Raw genomic sequence first — 17258 nt, 5'->3', positions numbered from 1 at the left:
GCGGACTCTCGTAAGTCTGGTCAGGAATGCGGTGGATCAGGAGTGGAACGGCAGCCCGGCGTCGGCCACCAGGTCCAGGTCTTCGGTGTCCTCTGCGGCCAGCAGGCTGGCCGAGCCGTCGGTGACCGGGACGACGCCCAGCTCCAGCAGTTCGGCCATAGCGGCGCCGCCGGCCAGGTCGCGTACCTGGAGCTGGTAGCGCGCGGTGGTGCGGTAGGTGCCGCCGTGCTCGTCCCCGGTGCGCTGCAGGAAACCGGAGTCGGTCAGGAAGGCCGCGGCCTTGGCGACGATGCCCGTGGTCGAGGCGGCCGGCCGGCGCGCGTCCTTGGTGGCGCCGGTCGCGCTGCGCCGGGCCCAGATCCGCCAGGCGGCCTCCAGGCCGGGCGCGTCGGTGGCCGGGTCGGTGTTCTCGCCGCGTTCCTCGGCCCGTTCCTCCAGACGGCGGCAGGCCTGCCGGACGAAGGCGTCGACGCCGTTGACGGTGATCCGGCCGATGTAGGAATCGTCGGCCAGGTCCTCCGGGCGCGGGAACGCCAGCGCGGCGACGGCCAGGTGGGCCAGGCCGTGCAGGAACCGGTCCCCGGCGTCGGCGGCGGTGCGACGCGCGTAGTCGCCCATGCGGACGGCGAACACCGAGTCCTCGGCGGCCGTCACGGCCATCCCCGCGCGCGGGGACACCTCGAGCACGACCAGGCCGAGGCCGGCGGCGACGGCGTCCGCGAGCCGCGCGAACGCCGGTTCCTCGCGGTAGCGGCGCAGCAGATCGGTGTACTCCTGGTCGCGTGCGGGCTGCAGTCTGGGCTGCAGCCCGAAGGCGACGAGCCGCGCCGCGTCGGCGGCGTCGGCGGGGGTGACGGCGGCGGACGCCGACGGGGCCGGGGCCTCCGTGTCACTCCACTCGACGTGCTCGGTCACGGTCTGGGCTCCTTGTCGCGGTCTCGCTCACTCATGCTGCTTCCGTCCGGTCGGCGGCCATTCCCGCCGCGTCCAGCAGCGCCGTTCCGACGATCAGGTCGGCCCCGCCGAACTCGGGATCGTCCAGCTCCGTCCCGTCGTCGACGGCGAACAGCAGCTTCTGCTCGCCCTGCCGGTAGGCGGTGCCGACCGGTGGGCTGGCCGCGTGCACGGCCAGCAGCGCGACCAGGTAGGGCAGTTCGGGGTCCTGTCCGCGTGCCTCGGCCAGCAGTCCGGACAGCCGGCGCGGGGCGTCCGCAGGGAGGTCCAGCAACTCCATGGCGGCGGCGAGCTGTTCCTCGCTGAACCGGCTGTCGTCGGGTGTCGCGATCAGGTCGGGCTCGGGCATCTCGGCGCCCAGGTGCTCCCGCTCCACCGGCGGTGTCAGCAGTATGTCCACAAGGTCTCCGACGCGCACCGACACCGGGGTGCGCAGCCCGGTGGCGTTGGCGAAGAAGGCGTCCGTGACGCGGACCGCCCGCTCCAGCGGCAGCGGCAGCGACGGCGCGAGGAGGTGACCGTACAGGTCGGTCCCGGAGGTGGACGCCGCCGGGGCGAACGCCTGTCTGTCCTGTTCGGCGCGGAACAGCGGGCCCGCCTCCAGCAGCCGGGACTGCAGCTGGGTGTGCCGGCGGATGCAGTCCTTGACGATGTCCACCAGCTCGGCCGCGCGGCGCTTGTTCCCGGGGTCCTCGGTCTCGTCGCGGGCCTTGCGGATGTTGGTGAGGATCGCGTTCTCGTGCCGGTAGCGGTCGGCCACGTGGTCGAGGGCCTCGGCGATCATGTCGGGCACGGCGTTCAGCCAGTCGACCGCTCGGACGTTGCGCCGGGTGGCCTCCAGGGCGCGGCGCAGGGTCTCCGAGTACTGCACGGTGCGGTAGCGGGCCTGCTCGGCGGCGAGCTGGGCGTCGGCGAGGCGGCCCCGGTTGATCAGGACCTCGAGCTTGACCTCGGCGGCGATCTGCGCGCTGGTGACATCGGTGTCCAGGGCGCCGACGAGTACGTTGACCGCTTCGTCGGTCGTGCGCAGGTAGACCGTGCCGCCGGGGGCGGGGACCTCTTCGATCAGCTTGAAGTCGTAGTCACGGCGGACGTAGGTGCCGTCCGGCGCGAACGTGCCGTACACCGCGCGGAAGCCGCGGTCCACGCTGCCGACGTTGATCAGGTTCTCCAGGACCCAGCGGGCCACGCGCTCGTGCTCGGCGGTGGGCCGCTGAGGGGCCTGGGCGGCGATGCGCGGGACGAGCCGGGCCACGATCTGCTCGTGGTCGGCGCCCGTGTCGAAGTCCATGTTCAGCGTGACCAGGTCGATGGCGGCCAGGGCCACCTCGGCCATGCCGTACACCGAGTACTCACCGGCCAGGTTGGCCTTGCGCGCGTCGAGGTCGTGCAGCGGCGCCGTGCAGGCGAGCGCGCGCAGCCGCCGCGCCAGCCCCTCGTCGGCGGCCGGGCCCGGTGCCGGGCGCGGCCCCGCGCTGAGCTGGGGCGGAACGCTGTCCGTCGATGCAGGCGAAGTCACGGTGCACAGACTAGGTCCTCGGTCTGACAACGACCCAAACGACGCAGAAGCGACGGCCGTCACAGATCCTCGACAGGCGCCCGGAGCCGCATCCACGGACGCCGTGAGTGATCTCGACGGGCGCCCGGCGTCAGGAGGAGGCGTCCTCGCCGACCCGGCGCCGGTACACCTCCACGACGCGCTCCAGCGAGTCGGCGAGGTAGGTGCTCAGCAGCCGCTCGGCCTCGCGCCGGTCCCCCGCCTGCAGCGCCTGCAGGATCTGGCGGTTGCGGGCGAGGTACGGCTCGTGCAGCCGGCGCGGGTGGTCGACGACGTGGAAGGCGAGTCGCAGCTCGGCGAAGACGCTGCGCATCAGCTCGTCGGTGCGTTCACTGCCGGCCAGCGCCACCAGTTCGCGGTGGAAGTGGATGTTGGCCGTACCCAGTGCTTTCCAGTCATTGTCGTGGGTGGCGAGCTGGCCCTCGGTGACGGCGGCGGCCAGGCCGTCGAGTGCGTACGGGGGCTCGCCGAGGCCGCGTACGACGGCGCACTCGACCAGGGCGCGGATGCGGTAGATGTCCTCGACGTCCTCCACGGTCAGGACCCGGACGAAGACACCGCGATTGAGTTCGTGGACGAGCAGACGCTCATGGGTGAGCAGCCGGAACGCCTCGCGCAGGGTGTTGCGGGAGACCCCGAGCGCGCCGCCGATGGCGTCCTCGGACAGGCGGGTGCCCGGCGGGAAATAGCCCTCGGCGACACGGCTCCGGAGGATGTCGGAGACCCGTTCGGCGGTGCTGGTGCGCCCCAGGAGGGCGCGGTCGTCGGCTAGTCCCGTCAACTGCTCGGCCATGCCCGGAATTCAATCGCAGTCGGGGGAACGAGACAACAGGGGTATTGAAGGATCGTTGAACGATCCTCTACGGTGCTCCGCACGGCACAACTTCCGCACGGCACTGCTCGGTTCACCGCACCCTCCCCCCTTGCGAGGTGCCCATGAGCACGACTCCTCCGCCCCGGTCCGCGTCACCGGACCTGCGACCGGCAACAGATGAACGCACCGCCGAGGACGGCGCGTTCGGCTGGCTGCGGGCCCTCGGTCCGCGCGGCCGTCGGGCGTTCGCCGGAGCTTTCGGCGGATATGCCCTGGATTCCTACGACTACTTCACGCTGCCGCTGAGCATGGTGGCGCTCGCGGCGTACTTCGGTCTGGACAGCGGCCAGACAGGCCTGTTCACCACCGTCACGCTGGTGGTCTCCGCGATCGGCGGGGCCGTGGCGGGGGTGGTCGCGGACCGGGTGGGCCGGGTCCGGGCGCTGATGATCACGGTGATCACGTACGCCGTCTTCACCGTGGCCTGCGGCTTCGCCCCCAACTACGAGACACTTCTGGTCTTCCGCGCCCTGCAGGGGCTCGGCTTCGGCGGCGAGTGGGCGGTGGGCGCCATCCTGGTCGCCGAGTACGCGAGCGCCAGGCACCGGGGCCGTACCCTCGGCGCGATCCAGAGCTCCTGGGCGGTCGGCTGGGCACTGGCGGCGGTCGTCTACACGCTGGTCTTCTCCTTCGCCGGTGACGACCTGGCCTGGCGGATCATGTTCTGGACCGGGGCACTGCCCGCGCTGCTCGTGGTGTGGCTGCGCCGCCGGGTGCACGACGCGCCCGAGGCGACGGCGGCCCGCGAACAGAGCCCGCGGCGCGGCTCGTTCGCGGCGATCTTCCGGCCGGCGACGGACGGCGATCCGGGGCTGCTGCGCACGACGCTCTTCGCGAGCCTGCTGTCCACGGGCGTCCAGGGCGGCTACTACACGCTGGCTACCTGGGTGCCGACGTACCTGAAGAGCGAGCGCGGCCTGTCCGTGGTGGGCACCGGCGGCTATCTGACCCTGCTGATCTCCGGGGCCTTCCTCGGCTACCTGACCGGTGGATACCTCACCGACCGGCTCGGCCGGCGCCGCAACATCTGGCTGTTCGCGCTGCTGTCGGCGGTCTGTGTGCTGGCCTACGCCAACATCCCGCACGGCGCCGACACCCTGCTGCTGGTGCTCGGTTTCCCGCTCGGCTTCTGCATGTCGGCGATCTTCAGCGGCTTCGGCTCCTATCTGAGCGAGCTGTACCCGACGGCGGTGCGCGGCACCGGTCAGGGCTTCACGTACAACACCGGCCGCGCGGTGGGCGCGGTCTTCCCGACCCTGGTGGGCTTCCTGGCCGACAGCTGGGGTGTGGGCGGCGCGCTGGTCTTCGGCGCGGTCGGCTACGGCCTGGCGGCGCTCGCCCTGCTCGGACTGCCGGAGACGCGTGGGAAGGAACTGGCGTGACGCGGGTGGACCGTACTTCCGACCGGCCCGTGACCCTCGTCGACGAGCACGCGCACGCGTGGAGCCCCGAGGACGCGCGGGCCCGCTTCCGGGCGGGACTCTCCGGACCCACGGCGGGTGTGGCGGCCGGGCACACCCAGGCCAACCTGATCGCGGTGCCGGCCGACTGGGCCTACGACATGATGCTGTTCTGCCAGCGCAACCCCAGACCCTGTCCGGTGCTGGACGTCACGGACGCGGGATCCACCTCGACCGTGCTCGCCCCGGGCGCGGATCTGCGCACCGACCTGCCGCGCTACCGGGTGTGGCGGGACGGCGAACTGGCCGAGGAGCCGACGGACGTGCGCGCGTACTGGCGGGACGACCTGGTGTCGTTCCTGCTGGGCTGCAGCTTCACCTTCGAGTGGGCGCTGGCCGGGGCGGGCGTCCCGATCCGGCACGTCGAACAGGGCCGCAACGTGCCGATGTACGTGACCGGCCGGCAGTGCCGCCCGGCGGGCCGGCTGCGCGGGCCGATGGTGGTCTCCATGCGTCCGGTGCCACCGCGGCACCTACGGACCGCGATACGGGAGAGCGGCCTGCTGCCGGCCGTGCACGGCGGCCCGGTGCACTGCGGCGACCCGGCGGCCCTGGGCATCGAGGACCTCGGCCGGCCCGACTTCGGCGACCCGGTGGACGCCGCGCCCGACGACATCCCGGTGTTCTGGGCCTGCGGCGTTACCCCGCAGGCGGCGGTGATGGCGTCCCGGCCGCCGTTCGCCATCACCCACGCACCGGGCCAGATGTTCCTGACCGACGCGCGGGACGAGCAGTACCGCGTGGTCGGCGTCGACTGACGCCGGCGAGCGGCACACCCGGCACGAGGACCCGGGCAGCGCCCGACACGAGGACCGGAAAGACACGAGGGACCATGACCGCGATCGATCTGAACGCCGACCTGGGCGAGGGCTTCGGCCGCTGGCGGCTGACCGACGACGAGCAGCTGCTGTCCGTCGTGACCAGCGCCAACGTGGCCTGCGGGTTCCACGCCGGCGACGCGGCCACCATGCGCCGGGTGTGCGAGCTGGCCGCCGCGCGCGGGGTGACGATCGGCGCGCAGGTCTCCTACCGGGACCTCGCCGGATTCGGGCGGCGCGCGATGGACGTGCCGCCCGCCGAGCTGGCCGCCGAAGTGGCCTACCAGATCGGCGCCCTGGAGGTGTTCGCCCGGGCGGCGGGCGCGCGCGTGGCGTACGTCAAGCCGCACGGCGCGCTCTACAACCGGGTGGTGCACGACGAGGACCAGGCCGCGGCGGTGGTCGACGGCGTGCTGCTGGCGGACGCCTCGCTGCCGGTCCTGGGCCTGCCCGGCTCGCGGCTGCTGGAACTGGCCGGCGAGGCGGGCCTGCTCGCCGTCACGGAGGCGTTCGCCGACCGCGCCTACACCGACGCGGGCACGCTGGTGCCGCGCGACCGGGACGGCGCCGTGGTGAGCGATCCGGAGGCCGTCGTGGAGCGCTCGGTGGGTCTCGCGCGCTCCGGCTCGGTGGTCGCGCACTCCGGCGCGCGGATCCAGGTTCGTGCCCGCTCGCTGTGCCTGCACGGCGACACGGCCGGCGCGGTGGATCTGGCCCGGCGGGTGCGCGAGCGGCTGGTGGCGGCGGGCGTCCGGGTGGAGGCCTTCGCATGAGCCGCGTGACCGCACTCCCCGTCGGTGACGACGCCCTGCTGGTCGAGGTCGCCTCCGGTGCGCAGGCGCGGGCCCTGCACGCCGCGCTGCTGCGGCGCCGCGCGGAGGGTTCGCTGACCGTCCGCGAGATCGTCCCGGCGGCCCGTACGGTCCTGCTCGACGGCCTCGCCGATCCGGCCCGCCTGGCATCCGAACTGGCCTCCTCCGAAGCGCCGGACACTCCCGCGCACGGGGGCGAACCGGTCGAACTTCCCGTGCGCTACGACGGCCCGGACCTCGCGGAGGTCGCCGCCCACTGGCGGGTGCCCGTGGACGAGGCGGTGCGGATCCACACGGGCACCGAATTCACCGTGGCCTTCTGCGGGTTCGCGCCCGGCTTCGGCTACCTCACCGGGCTGCCCGCCCGCTACGACGTGCCGCGCCGGGCCACTCCGCGCACGGCGGTACCGGCCGGTGCCGTGGCGCTCGCAGGGCCGTACACGGGTGTCTACCCGCGCTCCTCGCCGGGCGGCTGGCAGTTGATCGGCACCACGGAGGCGGTGCTGTGGGACCACGTGCGCGTACCGGCGGCGTTGCTCTCACCGGGCACACGGGTGCGCTTCACACCGGTGGACGACGCATGACGGCGTACGCACGCGTGTGCCCGGCACCCGGGGAGGACGCGTGACCGACCGTGCGCTCGTCGTGGTGCGGGCCGGGGCGCTGACCACCGTGCAGGACCGCGGGCGCCCCGGGTACGCCCACCTCGGCGTGCCCCGCTCCGGGGCGCTGGACACGCCCGCGGCCGCTCTCGTCAACCGGCTGGCCGGCAACCCGCCGGACGCGGCGGTCCTGGAGACCACGGTCGACGGCTGTGCGCTGCGCCCGCGTTCGACGGTGACCGTCGCCGTCGGCGGCGCGCCGTGCCCGGTCACGGTGGCCGGGCGGCCGGCCGCCTGGGGTGCCCCGGTCGTCGTACCCGCCGGTGAGCTGCTGGAGGTGGGCACGGCGGTGGCCGGCCTGCGCGCTTATGTGGCCGTGTCCGGCGGCATCGCCGTGGAGCCGGTGCTCGGCAGCCGCTCCCGCGATCTGCTGTCCGGCCTCGGTCCGGCGCCCCTCGCGGACGGCGCGGTGCTGCCGCTGGGCGCCCCGGCGGGCCCTCCCGCGCGGGTGGACGCCGTCCCGCAGCCGGGGCCGCCGGCCGAACTGGTGCTCAGGGTGACGATGGGCCCGCGCGACGACTGGTTCACGGCGGGCGCGCTGCGGGCGCTGACCACGCGCGCTTACCGGGTCTCCCCGGCGAGCAACCGCATCGGCCTGCGTACTGAGGGGCCCGCCCTGGAGCGGGCCCGCGGTGGCGAACTCCCCAGCGAGGGCATGGTGCTCGGCGCGGTCCAGGTCCCGCCGGACGGCCGCCCGGTGGTGTTCCTGGCCGACCATCCGACCACCGGGGGCTACCCGGTGATCGCCGTGGTGCGCGCGGCCGACCTCCCGGCGGCCGCGCAGGCGGTCCCGGGGACCCCGGTGCGGTTCGTGGCGGTACGGCGCCGCTGATCCCCGGCGCCGGTCCGGCCCCCCTCGCCCCGCCGGGCCGCGGGCAGGGCGGCCAGCGCCTGTGACGCCGCGGCGGACGCGCGCAGGTCGAGGCGGTTCGCGGTGCCCCGCGCGCGGTGCCGCGCCTCGTCCGCCACCAGCCGCAGCAGTTGCGGCAGCAGATCGGTGCAGCACCGGGCCACCCAGCCGGTCCCGGCGGTGGCGAGCCACCACAGGCTCGCCGCACGGGTCGGGGCCGGGAACTCCGGTTCGGTGGACGGCGGTGTCCCGGTGGCGAGGCCCGCCGCGACGAGCAGGGCGTGGAAGCGGACGGCGAGCTGCCGGTGGCCGCGCTCGCCCGGGTGCAGCCGGTCCGCGCTCCACAGGGCACGGTCGGTGAGCCAGGCACCCTCCGAGGCGTGCAGGTGGACCGCCCCGTACCGGTCGGACAGCGCGTGCACGACGGTGTTGACCGCCCGCTGCCGGCGGGCCAGTGGGCGGGCCAGGGCGCCGGGGAGTCCGAGCATCGCGCCGGGGTCGCAGGCAGGCGGTGAGCAGCGTGGCGCCCTGGCCGGTGAAGGCCGCATACACCTGGTCGAGCCGCAGGGCCACGGCGTCGATGTCGAAGGTGTGGCGCAGCGTGTCGTTGACGCCGACGACCACGGAGACCAGGTCCGGGCGCAGCGCGAACCCGGCCGGGGTCTGCGACTCGCGCACGTCGTGCGTCCGCGCCCCGCTGACGGCCAGGTTCGTGAGCTCGGTCCGGACCGGGTCCTCGGTGAGGGCGCCGGCCAGCAGGGCGGCCCAGCCCCGCCAGGCCTCCCCCAGCGGGTCGCCCACGCCCTCCGTCAGCGAATCGCCCAGCGCCACGAAGCGGACGCGTCTCATGCCGCGCCCTCCCGGGTGGCGGGACGGGCCGGGGCGTCCGCACGCCCGAGCACCTCCGCGTCGTGCGCGGCGAGGAACGCCTCCACCGCCGCACCCCAGCCGAAGCACTCCGCACGCGCGCGTGCCGCCTCCCTCCGCTCGGGCCCGGAGCGCGCCAGCAGCAGTTCCACGGCGTCCGCGAAGGCCTCGCCCCGGTCGGCCGCCGCCGCTCCCGCGGACCCGAGCACCTCGGGCAGCGCCGAGGACGAGCTCGCCACCACGGGCGTCCCGCACGCCATGGCCTCCAGCGCGGCCAGCCCGAAGGTCTCGGCGGGCCCGGGCGCGAGGCACACGTCGGCGGACGCCTGGAGCGTGCCGAGGTGCGCCCGGTCCGCGACATGGCCCAGGAAGGCCACCGGCAGCCGGCGGTCGCGCGCCCGGTGCTCCAGCCGCGCCCGCAGCGGCCCGTCCCCGGCCACCACCAGCACCGCCGGCCGGCCGCGTCGCAGCAGCGCCTCCAGGGCGTCCAGGGCGGTTCCGGGCCGCTTCTCCACGGACAGCCGCGAGCACATGACGAGCAGCGCCTCGTCACCGCGCGCGTGGAGAGCCCGCAGCCCGGGGTCCCGCAGGGCGGGGTGCCGCTCCGTCAGGTCGACACCCAGCGGAGCGTGTACGACGTTGCGCGCGCCGATGCGTACGAACTCGCGCTCGGCGAACTCCGTGGTGCACACCACGCGCGCGTAGACGTGCGCCGTGCGGGTGTTGAGGGCGTCGGCGGTCCACCGGGCGAGGTGCTCCGGCAGGCCCCAGGTGCGCAGCACGCCGTCGGCGGTCTCGTGGGACACCATCACGGCGGGTACGCGCGCGCGGCGCGCCCAGCGGCCGGTCCAGCGCAGGGTGGTGCGGTCGGAGACCTCCAGCCGGTCCGGGGCCAGCCGCTCCAGGAGTGCGGCCAGGCGCCGTCTGTCGGCCAGCACGCGGTAGCCGCCCGTGCCGGGCAGCACCGGTCCGGGCAGGGTGATGACCCGGCCCTGCTCCGTGTCGCGGTCGGTGTGCCGTTCACCCGGCACCACCAGCACCGGCTCGTGGCCCGCCGCCCGGAAACCCTTGCCCAGTTCCCGCAGGGCGGTGCGCAGGCCACCGGAGGCCGGGGTGACGAAGTTGGCGAGCCGGACGATGCGCACGGGTGTGCCGGTCATGCCGCCACCGCCGTCTTCCGGGCGGCGAGCACGTCCTCGTAGTGCGCGATCAACCGGTCGCCGACGGCGGCCCAGGTGCGTCCCTCGACCATGGCGCGCCCGGCGGCGCCGTACGCGGCCCGCAGCCCCGCGTCGGCGGCCAGGGTGCGCACGGCCTCCCGTACGGCGACCGCGTCGCGCGGGGGGACGAGCAGGCCGGTGCGCCCGTGGGCGACCAGGTCGAGCGGCCCGCCGGCGGCGGGGGCCACCACGGGCACGCCGGCGGCCATGGCCTCCTGGACGGTCTGGCAGAAGGTCTCGAAGGGGCCGGTGTGCGCGAACACGTCCAGCGAGGCGAAGATCCGGGCGAGGTCGTCGCCGGTGCGCCGGCCCAGGAAGACCGCGCCCGGCAGGGCCTCGGTGAGGTGGGCGCGGCTGGGTCCGTCGCCGGCCACCACGACCCGCACGCCCTCCAGCCCGCAGACACCGGCCAGGAGGTCGACCTGCTTCTCGGGGGCGAGCCTGCCGACGTAGCCGACGATCACCTCGCCGTTCGGGGCGAGTTCACGGCGCAGCGCCTCGTTCCGGTGGTCCGGCCGGAAGCGGACGGTGTCCACGCCGCGCGGCCACAGCAAGACCCGGGGCACGCCGTGTGCCTCGAGGTCGCGCAGGGCGGCGCTGGACGGGGCCAGGGTGCGGTCGGCGGCGGTGTGCACGGAGCGGATCCGGCGCCAGGCGGCCGCCTCGCCCGCACCCATGTAGGTACGGGCGTATCCGGCCAGGTCGGTCTGGTAGACGGCGACGGCGGGTATGCCGAGCCGGGCGGCGGCCGCCATGCCCCGGACGCCGAGGACGAAGGGGCCGGCCAGGTGGACCAGGTCGGCACGGTGCCCGGTGAGCGCGGCGGCGAGCCGCCGGCTGGGCAGGGCCACCCGGACCTGCGGGTAGCCGGGCAGCGGGAGGGAGGGGACACGGACGACGGGGCACGGCTCGGCCAGGGTGTCGGCCCTGGTGCCGGGTGCGGTGGCCGGAGCGACGACGAGCGGATGGTGACCGCGGTCCACGAGGTGGCGGGCGGTCTGGAGCGCGCAGTGGGCGACGCCGTTCACGTCGGGGGGAAAGGATTCGGTCACGATGACGACACGCATACGGGTGTTGTCGCCGTGCTGGACGTGGCCGCGTCAACGTCGATCTTTCCGGCCGGGGAACGTCCCGTGAGCGTTGGACCGCGCACCCGCGCGGGTCGGACGGCCGCCATGCCCGGCTGTCCCGCGGGTCACCCGGTGTTCACACGCGGGCGCGGGATCCCGCCCGGGCGGCGTGTCTGCGACGGCGGCCCCGGCAAGAGCCCGCCGCGTGTCCCCGCCCGTCGTCGGCGCCCGCCGGGACCGTGGCCCGGCGTTGGCCCGGCCGTGAGCGGCCGGGGTCACATGGTCTGCGCGTCCGGTCCGAAGCGGCTGCGGACCGCCGTCTGCACCTCGTCCTCCTCGGCCGGGTCGGCGGCGAGGCGGCGGAGCCGTTCGACGACGCGGATGTCGCCGGTCTCGGCGTGCCGGGCGGCGATCTCCCGGGTGGTCTCCTCGCAGTCCCACAGGCATTCGACGGCGAAGCCGGTGGCGAAGGAGGGATCGGTGGCGGCCAGGGCGCGAGCGGCCCGGCCGCGCAGATGGGAGGAGGCCGTCTCACGGTAGACGTGGCGCAGCACGGGGGCCGCGCAGGCGATGCCGAGGCGTCCGGCGCCGTCGACCAGGGTCCACAGGGTGGGAGCGTCGGGTCCCTCGCCGCGCACGGCCTCGCGCAGGGCGCCGAGGACGAGGTCGCTGTCCTGGGCCCCGCCGCGGCAGGCGAGCATGCGGCCGGCGGCGGCCCCGAGGACGTCGGGGCGCTGGGCCCAGCGCCGGGCGCGCTGGACCGCGGCGATACTGCGCATCCGTTCGAAGGCGTCGACGGCCGCCTCCACGACGACCGACGTCCCGTCCGCGACCGCGGCCTCGATCAGGCCGAGGGCGTCGGGGTCGTTGCCGTCGGCCAGGTAGCGCAGGGCCGTGCAACGGGCTCCGTCGGTACCGGTCCGGGCGGCCCGCAAAATCTCCGGCCGGTCGTCCGGACCGGCGACGGCGACCAGGCAGCGGGCGGCCGGCACATGAAGGGCGGCGCCGCGTTCGATGCCCTGCTGGGCCCACTCGAAGACGGCTCGCACGCTCCAGCCGGGACGTGGCCCGGTGGGCCGCATCTGGCGCTGCCAGCGGTCGAAGCAGCCGGTCTCCTGGGCGGCACGCACGCGCGTGGCGACCGACGCGCGCGGATCCTCGGCCCACAGCCGCCAGGGCCTGGGCTCGAAGGCGTCGCGGACGGCGGCGGCCAGCTCGGCCTCACCCTCCGCATCGGTGGCGAAGCGGGCCAGGACCGGGGCGGCGAGGGCGCGCAGGCCCGCGTCGTCGTCCCGCAGGGCCAGCTCGTCCAGGGCCCAGGCCCAGTTGGAGCCGTGGGCGGCATACCTGCGCAGCAGGTCGAGCGCGTCGCGCCTGCCGTAGGAGGCGAGGTGCCCGAGCACGGCCAGGGCGAGGCCGGTACGCGACTCCTCGGTGTCGAGGACGTCCTCGCCGCCGAAGAGGTGCGCCTCGACGGCGTCCAGTTCGCCGTTCAGGTCGAGATAGAGCCGGGCGTAGTAGAGGGAGCGGTTCTCCACCTGCCAGTCGTGGCGGGGGTCGCGCAGCACGCAGTGGTTCAGGGCCGCGAGCGCCTCGGCGCGCGGGGCGGTGAGCGCGTGCAGCGTGCCGTCGCCGCGGCCCCGCTGGAGCAGGCCGAGCAGCGTACCGCTGGGCGCTATGACCGGATCGAACATGGGAAACAGCCTCACATCAAGCGTCGACGCAACCGGGAAACACGCATTACCTGGCCGCGTGACACAACGTCGGAGCGCCCGCCGTCTCTTGCTTGCTGTAGACCATCTCTCTCTGCCTCTCGTCGGTGGCCCATGCGGACCGCGTCACGGTCCGCGCGGTGCGGCAACACCTGCCCAGCCATCGCGTCCGTGAACCACGTCGTCATGATGACCCGCCCTGTGAGCTGCCGCGACCGTATTTCCGGCGGCCTTGTACCGCCTCCCCCGTTGTTCGTGTCGTGCCTGGTCAGAACGGCGCGTCAGTGGGCGCCGAACAGCTCCAGGAGTTCCGCCTTGCCGAACATGCGCGCCGTGTCGACGGCCGAGGGGGTCCCCGCGGCCGGGTCGGCGCCGCCCTCCAGGAGGGCTCTGATCACTTCCGTCTCACCCTTGAACACGGCTCCCGCGAGCGGGGTCTGGCCCCGGTCGTTGATCCGGTCGGCCTCGGCACCCCGGGCGAGCAGGGCGCGCACCGCGTCGGCGTGACCGTGGTACGCGGCGAGCATGACCAGGGAGTCGCCACGGTCGTTCGTGAGATTGGCCGGCACGCCGGCGTCGACGTACGCGACGAGCTCGTCCGTCCGCCCCTGCCGGGCCAGATCGAAGATCTTGGTCGCCAGCTCCACGACCTCGGGGTCGGGAACGTCACTCATCGGCGTGACCGCCTCTCGTTACAACCGTTCAGGTGAATCGCAAGGGTACTGGCTCGCGCCTCACATGACCCGAACTGCCCGAGGTAAAGATCACCCCAGACCCGGGCGAACGCAAGCGCCCTGTTCAAGGGGGCCGTCGACGGCTCCTCCAGTCGAGGGAAAAGCACCGGAATTCACCCAGTTGCACCTTTTGTAGTATAGATACATCCTGTGATCCTGGAAGTACTCACGGTGACTGTCCCCCTCGACACCAGGAGGTCTCAAATGATCCTCTCCATGTCCGGCGTCGTCCTGCTCGGCATCGTCGTCTTCCTCTTCTTCCGCAAGGACGGGCTCAAGGGCTCGCACGCCTGCGTCTCGGCCCTGTTCGGCTTCTACCTGTCCAGCACGGCCATCGCCCCCAGCATCAAGGCGGGCGGCGAGAGCCTGGCGAGCCTGCTAGGCGGCATCAAGTTCTGACGCCCGAACACCCCGCCCGTACGCACCAACAGGAGACAGCAGTGGCCCGGCGCCCTCTTCCCCGCATTCTGAGCAAAGACAGCGCGCAGATCGCCCGGACGCAGATCGCCCGGAGCCGGGAGCTGGCCCGGACGGCGGCCGACAGCGCCACCGATGTCCTCCACCCGCTGATCACGATCTCGCGCGGGCTGCGCCGGCTGGCCTCGGCCGGGCGGCGCAGGTGGGCCGAGACACCCAAGGACAGGCGCGGGCCACTGCTCTTCCTGGCGGCCTCCGTGGTCCTTGTCGTGGCGCTCATGCCGTACGGACCACTGCTCGCCGTCATCACCGTGATGGCGGCGGCGGCCTGGCAGGGCCGCGACCGTACACCACCGGCGCCCGAAGGGCCCGACGAGACCCAGGCCGAGCGGCTCCAGTCGCTCTACGAGGCCCTCGTGCCGTACTTCGCCACCGCCGAGGACCCGGCGCCGCTGTACGCGCACGGCGGGGAGTGGGCGAAGGCCTTCGAGGTACACGAGTTCGACGAGGGCGGGCGCGTCGCCCACCTCGTGATCCGCTACCCCGCTTACTTCCCGGACGGCGAGACCACGGCTCGTGCCCGGATCGAGCACCTGCTCGCCGCGAAGGCCGGACGGGGCCGCGAGTACCACTTCGGCTGGGACGAGGAGGGCAACCGGCTCACCGTGACCGTCCTCGCGCCGCTGCCCGCCGGTATCGCCGCCCAGCGGTTCGTCACCGCACCCGGCGAGACGGTCCTCGGGTTCACCGACCCGAGCGAGGTCCAGCGCACGCTGCCGCTCTCCTTCGAAGAGGAGCAGCGCGACGTGCCGCCGGTCGTGTGGCGCACCGGCATCCGCTCCACCGAGCCGCATCTGCTGGCCATGGGCCACCCCGGCAGCGGTACCTCGACCCTGCTGCGCTCGATCGCCCTGCAGGCCCTCCAGTACGGCGACGTGGTCGTGGTCGACGGCGGCGGCACCGGTGAGTACGCGTGCCTGATCGGCCGCGACGGCGTGCTGGCCGTGGAGTGTGCGCCGGCCGGTGCGCTGGCCAGCCTGGAGTGGGCCGCGCAGGAGACCGAGCGGCGGCTCACCGCCGTCAACCGCGCCCGGCAGGCGGGCGATCCGCCGCCCGAGGACACCCGGCGACCGCTGTGGATCCTGCTGGACCGGCCGACCGTCTTCACCCACCTCGCGGAGGCGGACCACCGCAGGGATCCGCAGACGTTCCTGCAGGTGCCGCTGCGTCACGGGCGCGCGGCGAACGTGACCGTGGTGGTGGCCGAGCAGTTCGACAGCGCGGAGTCGCTGAGCGAGGCGGTACGGCAGCACACGCGCGCGCGTGTCGTGCTTGGGCCCGCGGCGCCGCAGCAGGTGGAGGCGGTGCTGGGGATGCCGCCGCACACGAGTCCGCCGGCTCAGGTGCCGCCGGGGCGCGGGTACGCGCGGCTGGGGACGGGGCCGGTGCACCGGCTTCAGGTGCCGGCCACACCGGACCCCTATGACGACGCGACGAGCGACGCGGATCGCCAGGCCGTGCTGGGGCTGTTGCCGCCTCGTACCGCCCCTGCCGACGCGGAGGCCGTCGAGGCGGTGGCCGCGGAGCCGGCGATCGCGGCTGCCGAGAGTTCGTGAGGGGCTGCCAGCTGGGGCTGGGTGCGGGGCGTTCCGGGTGCGCGCTTCCCTATGCCACGAAGGTCCGGGGGGACTCCGCTTCGCCCGTTGCGCCTGTCTTCACCAGGCGGGAAGCGGCCGCCAGGCGGGTCGCCGCCTCGTCCGCCACGGCTCCGCCCACCGTGAACGGCAGGCGTACGTAGCCTTCGAAGGCGCCGTCGACGCCGAAGCGGGGGCCCGAGGGGACCCGGACTCCGACCCGCTCCCCCGCCTCGGCCAGCCTCGAACCGGAGAGGCCGCCGGCGCGGACCCACAGGGTCAGGCCTCCCTTCGGGACCTCGAACTCCCAGTCGGGAAGCTCCCGGCGCAGCGCGGCCACCAGGGCGTCGCGGTTCTCGCGGGCCTGGGCACGGCGCAGCGCGACGGCCTGTTCCCAGCCGCCGGTGCTGAACAGCCAGTTCACCGCCAGCTGTTCCAGCACGGGGGTGCCCAGATCGGCGTACGCGCGCGCGGCGACCAGGCTGCGGATGACGTCCGGCGCCGCGCGCACCCAGCCGATGCGCATGCCCGCCCAGAAGGCCTTGCTGGCCGAGCCGACCGTGATGACGGTGGAGCCGGCCGGGTCGAAGCCGCAGACCGGGCGCGGCATCCCGGCGTCGTACTCCTCGTCGAGCCACAGCTCGGTCATCGTCTCGTCGGCGACGAGGACGGTGCCCGCCGAGCGGGCCGCGTCCACCAGGCGGCGCCGCTGGTCCTCGTCGGCGAGCGCGCCGGTCGGGTTGTGGAAGTCGGCGACGACGTAGGCGAGCCGGGGCGCGGCCTCTCGCAGGACCTGCCGCCAGCGGTCCAGGTCCCATCCGGCCAGTCCTTCGGCCATGGCGACGGGCACGAGCCGCGCACCCGCCTCCCGCATGAGCTGGAGGATGTTGGCGTACGACGGCGACTCGACGGCGATGCGCTCGCCGCGGCCCGCGAAGAGATGGCAGATCGCGTCCATGGCGCCCATCGCGCCGGTCGTCACCATGATCTGCTCGGGCATGGTGGGGATCCCGCGCGCGGTGTAGCGCTCGGCGATCATCGCGCGCAGGGCGGGCAGCCCGGCCGGGTAGTCGCCGTGCGTGTGGGCGTAGGGCGGCAGTTCCTCCAGGGCACCCTGGACGGCACGGGTGAGCCAGGGCTCCGGGGCCGGGAGTGAGGCACAGCCCAGGTCGATGACGGAGCCGAGGGCCTCGGGCGGCAGGGGCTCCAGGCCCCGCGCGGGAAGCGGGTTGCCGGCCGGTACGGCGGTCCAGCTGCCGGCTCCGCGCCGGGACTCGAGGAAGCCCTCCGCGCGCAGCGCCTCGTAGGCGGCGGCGACCGTGGTGCGGCTGACGGTGAGGGCGACGGCCAGTTCACGCTCGGCGGGGAGGCGGGCGGCCACGGGGACCCGGCCCTCGAGGACCAGCAGCCGGATGCCGTCGGCCAGGGCGCGGTAGGCGGGCGGGCGGCGGCTGCCGGGGCCCGCCGGGCGGTCCTGCTGTGACGTCAGCAGCCGGGCGAGCTGTGCGGCGCCCACCGCAGAGGTCCAATGCGCCATGCCGATCAGTCCACCTTCCCCGGATTGGCCATGGATGGGATGTCCTCCCAGGCAACAGAGTGTCATGCATCAGTCCACC

The 17258-nt window shown here is 74.4% G+C and carries 15 protein-coding genes and 1 pseudogene; 7 read left to right on the top strand and 9 right to left on the bottom strand.

Annotated elements, in window-relative coordinates; all coding sequences use genetic code 11:
• Positions 1 to 36: 36 nt before the first annotated feature.
• The 3 genes from ACZ6B1_RS22235 to ACZ6B1_RS22225 all read right to left on the bottom strand — a co-directional run bounded on the left by ACZ6B1_RS22235 (position 37) and on the right by ACZ6B1_RS22225 (position 3305).
• Complete coding sequence (locus ACZ6B1_RS22235; RefSeq protein WP_468780841.1) at positions 37 to 915, bottom strand: hypothetical protein; 879 nt, start codon at positions 913 to 915, stop codon at positions 37 to 39.
• Between the two features lie 31 nt (positions 916 to 946).
• The gene (locus ACZ6B1_RS22230) at positions 947 to 2473 is read right to left on the bottom strand and encodes a hypothetical protein (protein WP_468780839.1); all 1527 of its coding nucleotides are present in this window, start codon (positions 2471 to 2473) and stop codon (positions 947 to 949) included.
• Positions 2474 to 2603: 130 nt separating this feature from the next.
• Positions 2604 to 3305 (bottom strand): GntR family transcriptional regulator, encoded by a 702-nt coding sequence (locus ACZ6B1_RS22225; protein WP_468780837.1) that lies wholly within the window; start codon positions 3303 to 3305, stop codon positions 2604 to 2606.
• 143 nt (positions 3306 to 3448) lie between these two features.
• Here ACZ6B1_RS22225 and ACZ6B1_RS22220 point away from each other — a divergent pair, with 143 nt between their 5' ends.
• The 5 genes from ACZ6B1_RS22220 (at position 3449) to ACZ6B1_RS22200 (ending at position 7970) form a co-directional block, all read left to right on the top strand.
• On the top strand, positions 3449 to 4768 hold the full coding sequence (locus ACZ6B1_RS22220) for an MFS transporter (protein WP_468780835.1): 1320 nt from the start codon (positions 3449 to 3451) through the stop codon (positions 4766 to 4768).
• Between the two features lie 5 nt (positions 4769 to 4773).
• Positions 4774 to 5604, top strand: a complete 831-nt coding sequence (locus ACZ6B1_RS22215; protein WP_468780897.1) for a putative hydro-lyase — start codon at positions 4774 to 4776, stop codon at positions 5602 to 5604.
• Between the two features lie 74 nt (positions 5605 to 5678).
• Positions 5679 to 6437 (top strand): LamB/YcsF family protein, encoded by a 759-nt coding sequence (locus ACZ6B1_RS22210; RefSeq protein ID WP_468780833.1) that lies wholly within the window; start codon positions 5679 to 5681, stop codon positions 6435 to 6437.
• Between the two features lie 5 nt (positions 6438 to 6442).
• Complete coding sequence (locus ACZ6B1_RS22205; protein WP_468780896.1) at positions 6443 to 7060, top strand: 5-oxoprolinase subunit B family protein; 618 nt, start codon at positions 6443 to 6445, stop codon at positions 7058 to 7060.
• A 40-nt stretch (positions 7061 to 7100) separates the two neighbouring features.
• Positions 7101 to 7970, top strand: a complete 870-nt coding sequence (locus ACZ6B1_RS22200) for a 5-oxoprolinase subunit C family protein (protein ID WP_468780831.1) — start codon at positions 7101 to 7103, stop codon at positions 7968 to 7970.
• On the opposite strand, the pseudogene ACZ6B1_RS22195 reads toward ACZ6B1_RS22200, so the two are convergent.
• The 5 genes and pseudogenes from ACZ6B1_RS22195 to ACZ6B1_RS22175 all read right to left on the bottom strand — a co-directional run bounded on the left by ACZ6B1_RS22195 (position 7871) and on the right by ACZ6B1_RS22175 (position 13531).
• Positions 7871 to 8837, bottom strand: a pseudogene (locus tag ACZ6B1_RS22195) (SGNH/GDSL hydrolase family protein). The gene ACZ6B1_RS22200 and the pseudogene ACZ6B1_RS22195 sit on opposite strands and share 100 nt — an antisense overlap.
• On the bottom strand, positions 8834 to 10015 hold the full coding sequence (locus ACZ6B1_RS22190) for a glycosyltransferase (protein ID WP_468780829.1): 1182 nt from the start codon (positions 10013 to 10015) through the stop codon (positions 8834 to 8836). Before ACZ6B1_RS22190 ends, ACZ6B1_RS22195 begins: the two are co-directional and overlap by 4 nt.
• Positions 10012 to 11142: a glycosyltransferase family 4 protein gene (locus ACZ6B1_RS22185; RefSeq protein WP_468780827.1), complete on the bottom strand. Its 1131-nt coding sequence runs from the start codon at positions 11140 to 11142 to the stop codon at positions 10012 to 10014. The genes ACZ6B1_RS22190 and ACZ6B1_RS22185 overlap by 4 nt, the downstream gene beginning before the upstream one ends.
• Positions 11143 to 11420: 278 nt before the next feature.
• Positions 11421 to 12839, bottom strand: a complete 1419-nt coding sequence (locus ACZ6B1_RS22180) for a HEAT repeat domain-containing protein (protein WP_468780825.1) — start codon at positions 12837 to 12839, stop codon at positions 11421 to 11423.
• 299 nt (positions 12840 to 13138) lie between these two features.
• Positions 13139 to 13531 carry an ankyrin repeat domain-containing protein gene (locus ACZ6B1_RS22175; protein WP_351663777.1) on the bottom strand — a complete coding sequence of 131 codons (393 nt, stop codon included), beginning with the start codon at positions 13529 to 13531 and terminating at the stop codon, positions 13139 to 13141.
• 264 nt (positions 13532 to 13795) lie between these two features.
• Between ACZ6B1_RS22175 and ACZ6B1_RS22170 the strand changes: the two genes are divergently transcribed.
• Both ACZ6B1_RS22170 and ACZ6B1_RS22165 read left to right on the top strand, forming a co-directional pair.
• Positions 13796 to 13990 carry a hypothetical protein gene (locus tag ACZ6B1_RS22170; RefSeq protein ID WP_199209749.1) on the top strand — a complete coding sequence of 65 codons (195 nt, stop codon included), beginning with the start codon at positions 13796 to 13798 and terminating at the stop codon, positions 13988 to 13990.
• 41 nt (positions 13991 to 14031) lie between these two features.
• Positions 14032 to 15624: a hypothetical protein gene (locus tag ACZ6B1_RS22165; RefSeq protein WP_468780823.1), complete on the top strand. Its 1593-nt coding sequence runs from the start codon at positions 14032 to 14034 to the stop codon at positions 15622 to 15624.
• A 49-nt stretch (positions 15625 to 15673) separates the two neighbouring features.
• Here ACZ6B1_RS22165 and ACZ6B1_RS22160 read toward each other — a convergent pair whose 3' ends face one another.
• Positions 15674 to 17179 (bottom strand): SCO1417 family PLP biosynthesis transcription factor, encoded by a 1506-nt coding sequence (locus ACZ6B1_RS22160; protein WP_468780822.1) that lies wholly within the window; start codon positions 17177 to 17179, stop codon positions 15674 to 15676.
• Positions 17180 to 17258 lie beyond the last annotated feature (79 nt).

The sequence above is a fragment of the Streptomyces sp. NPDC041129 genome (genome assembly GCF_055592265.1).
The sequence above is the reverse complement of the archived record's forward strand: the minus strand, read 5'-3'. Positions and strand labels throughout refer to the sequence as shown.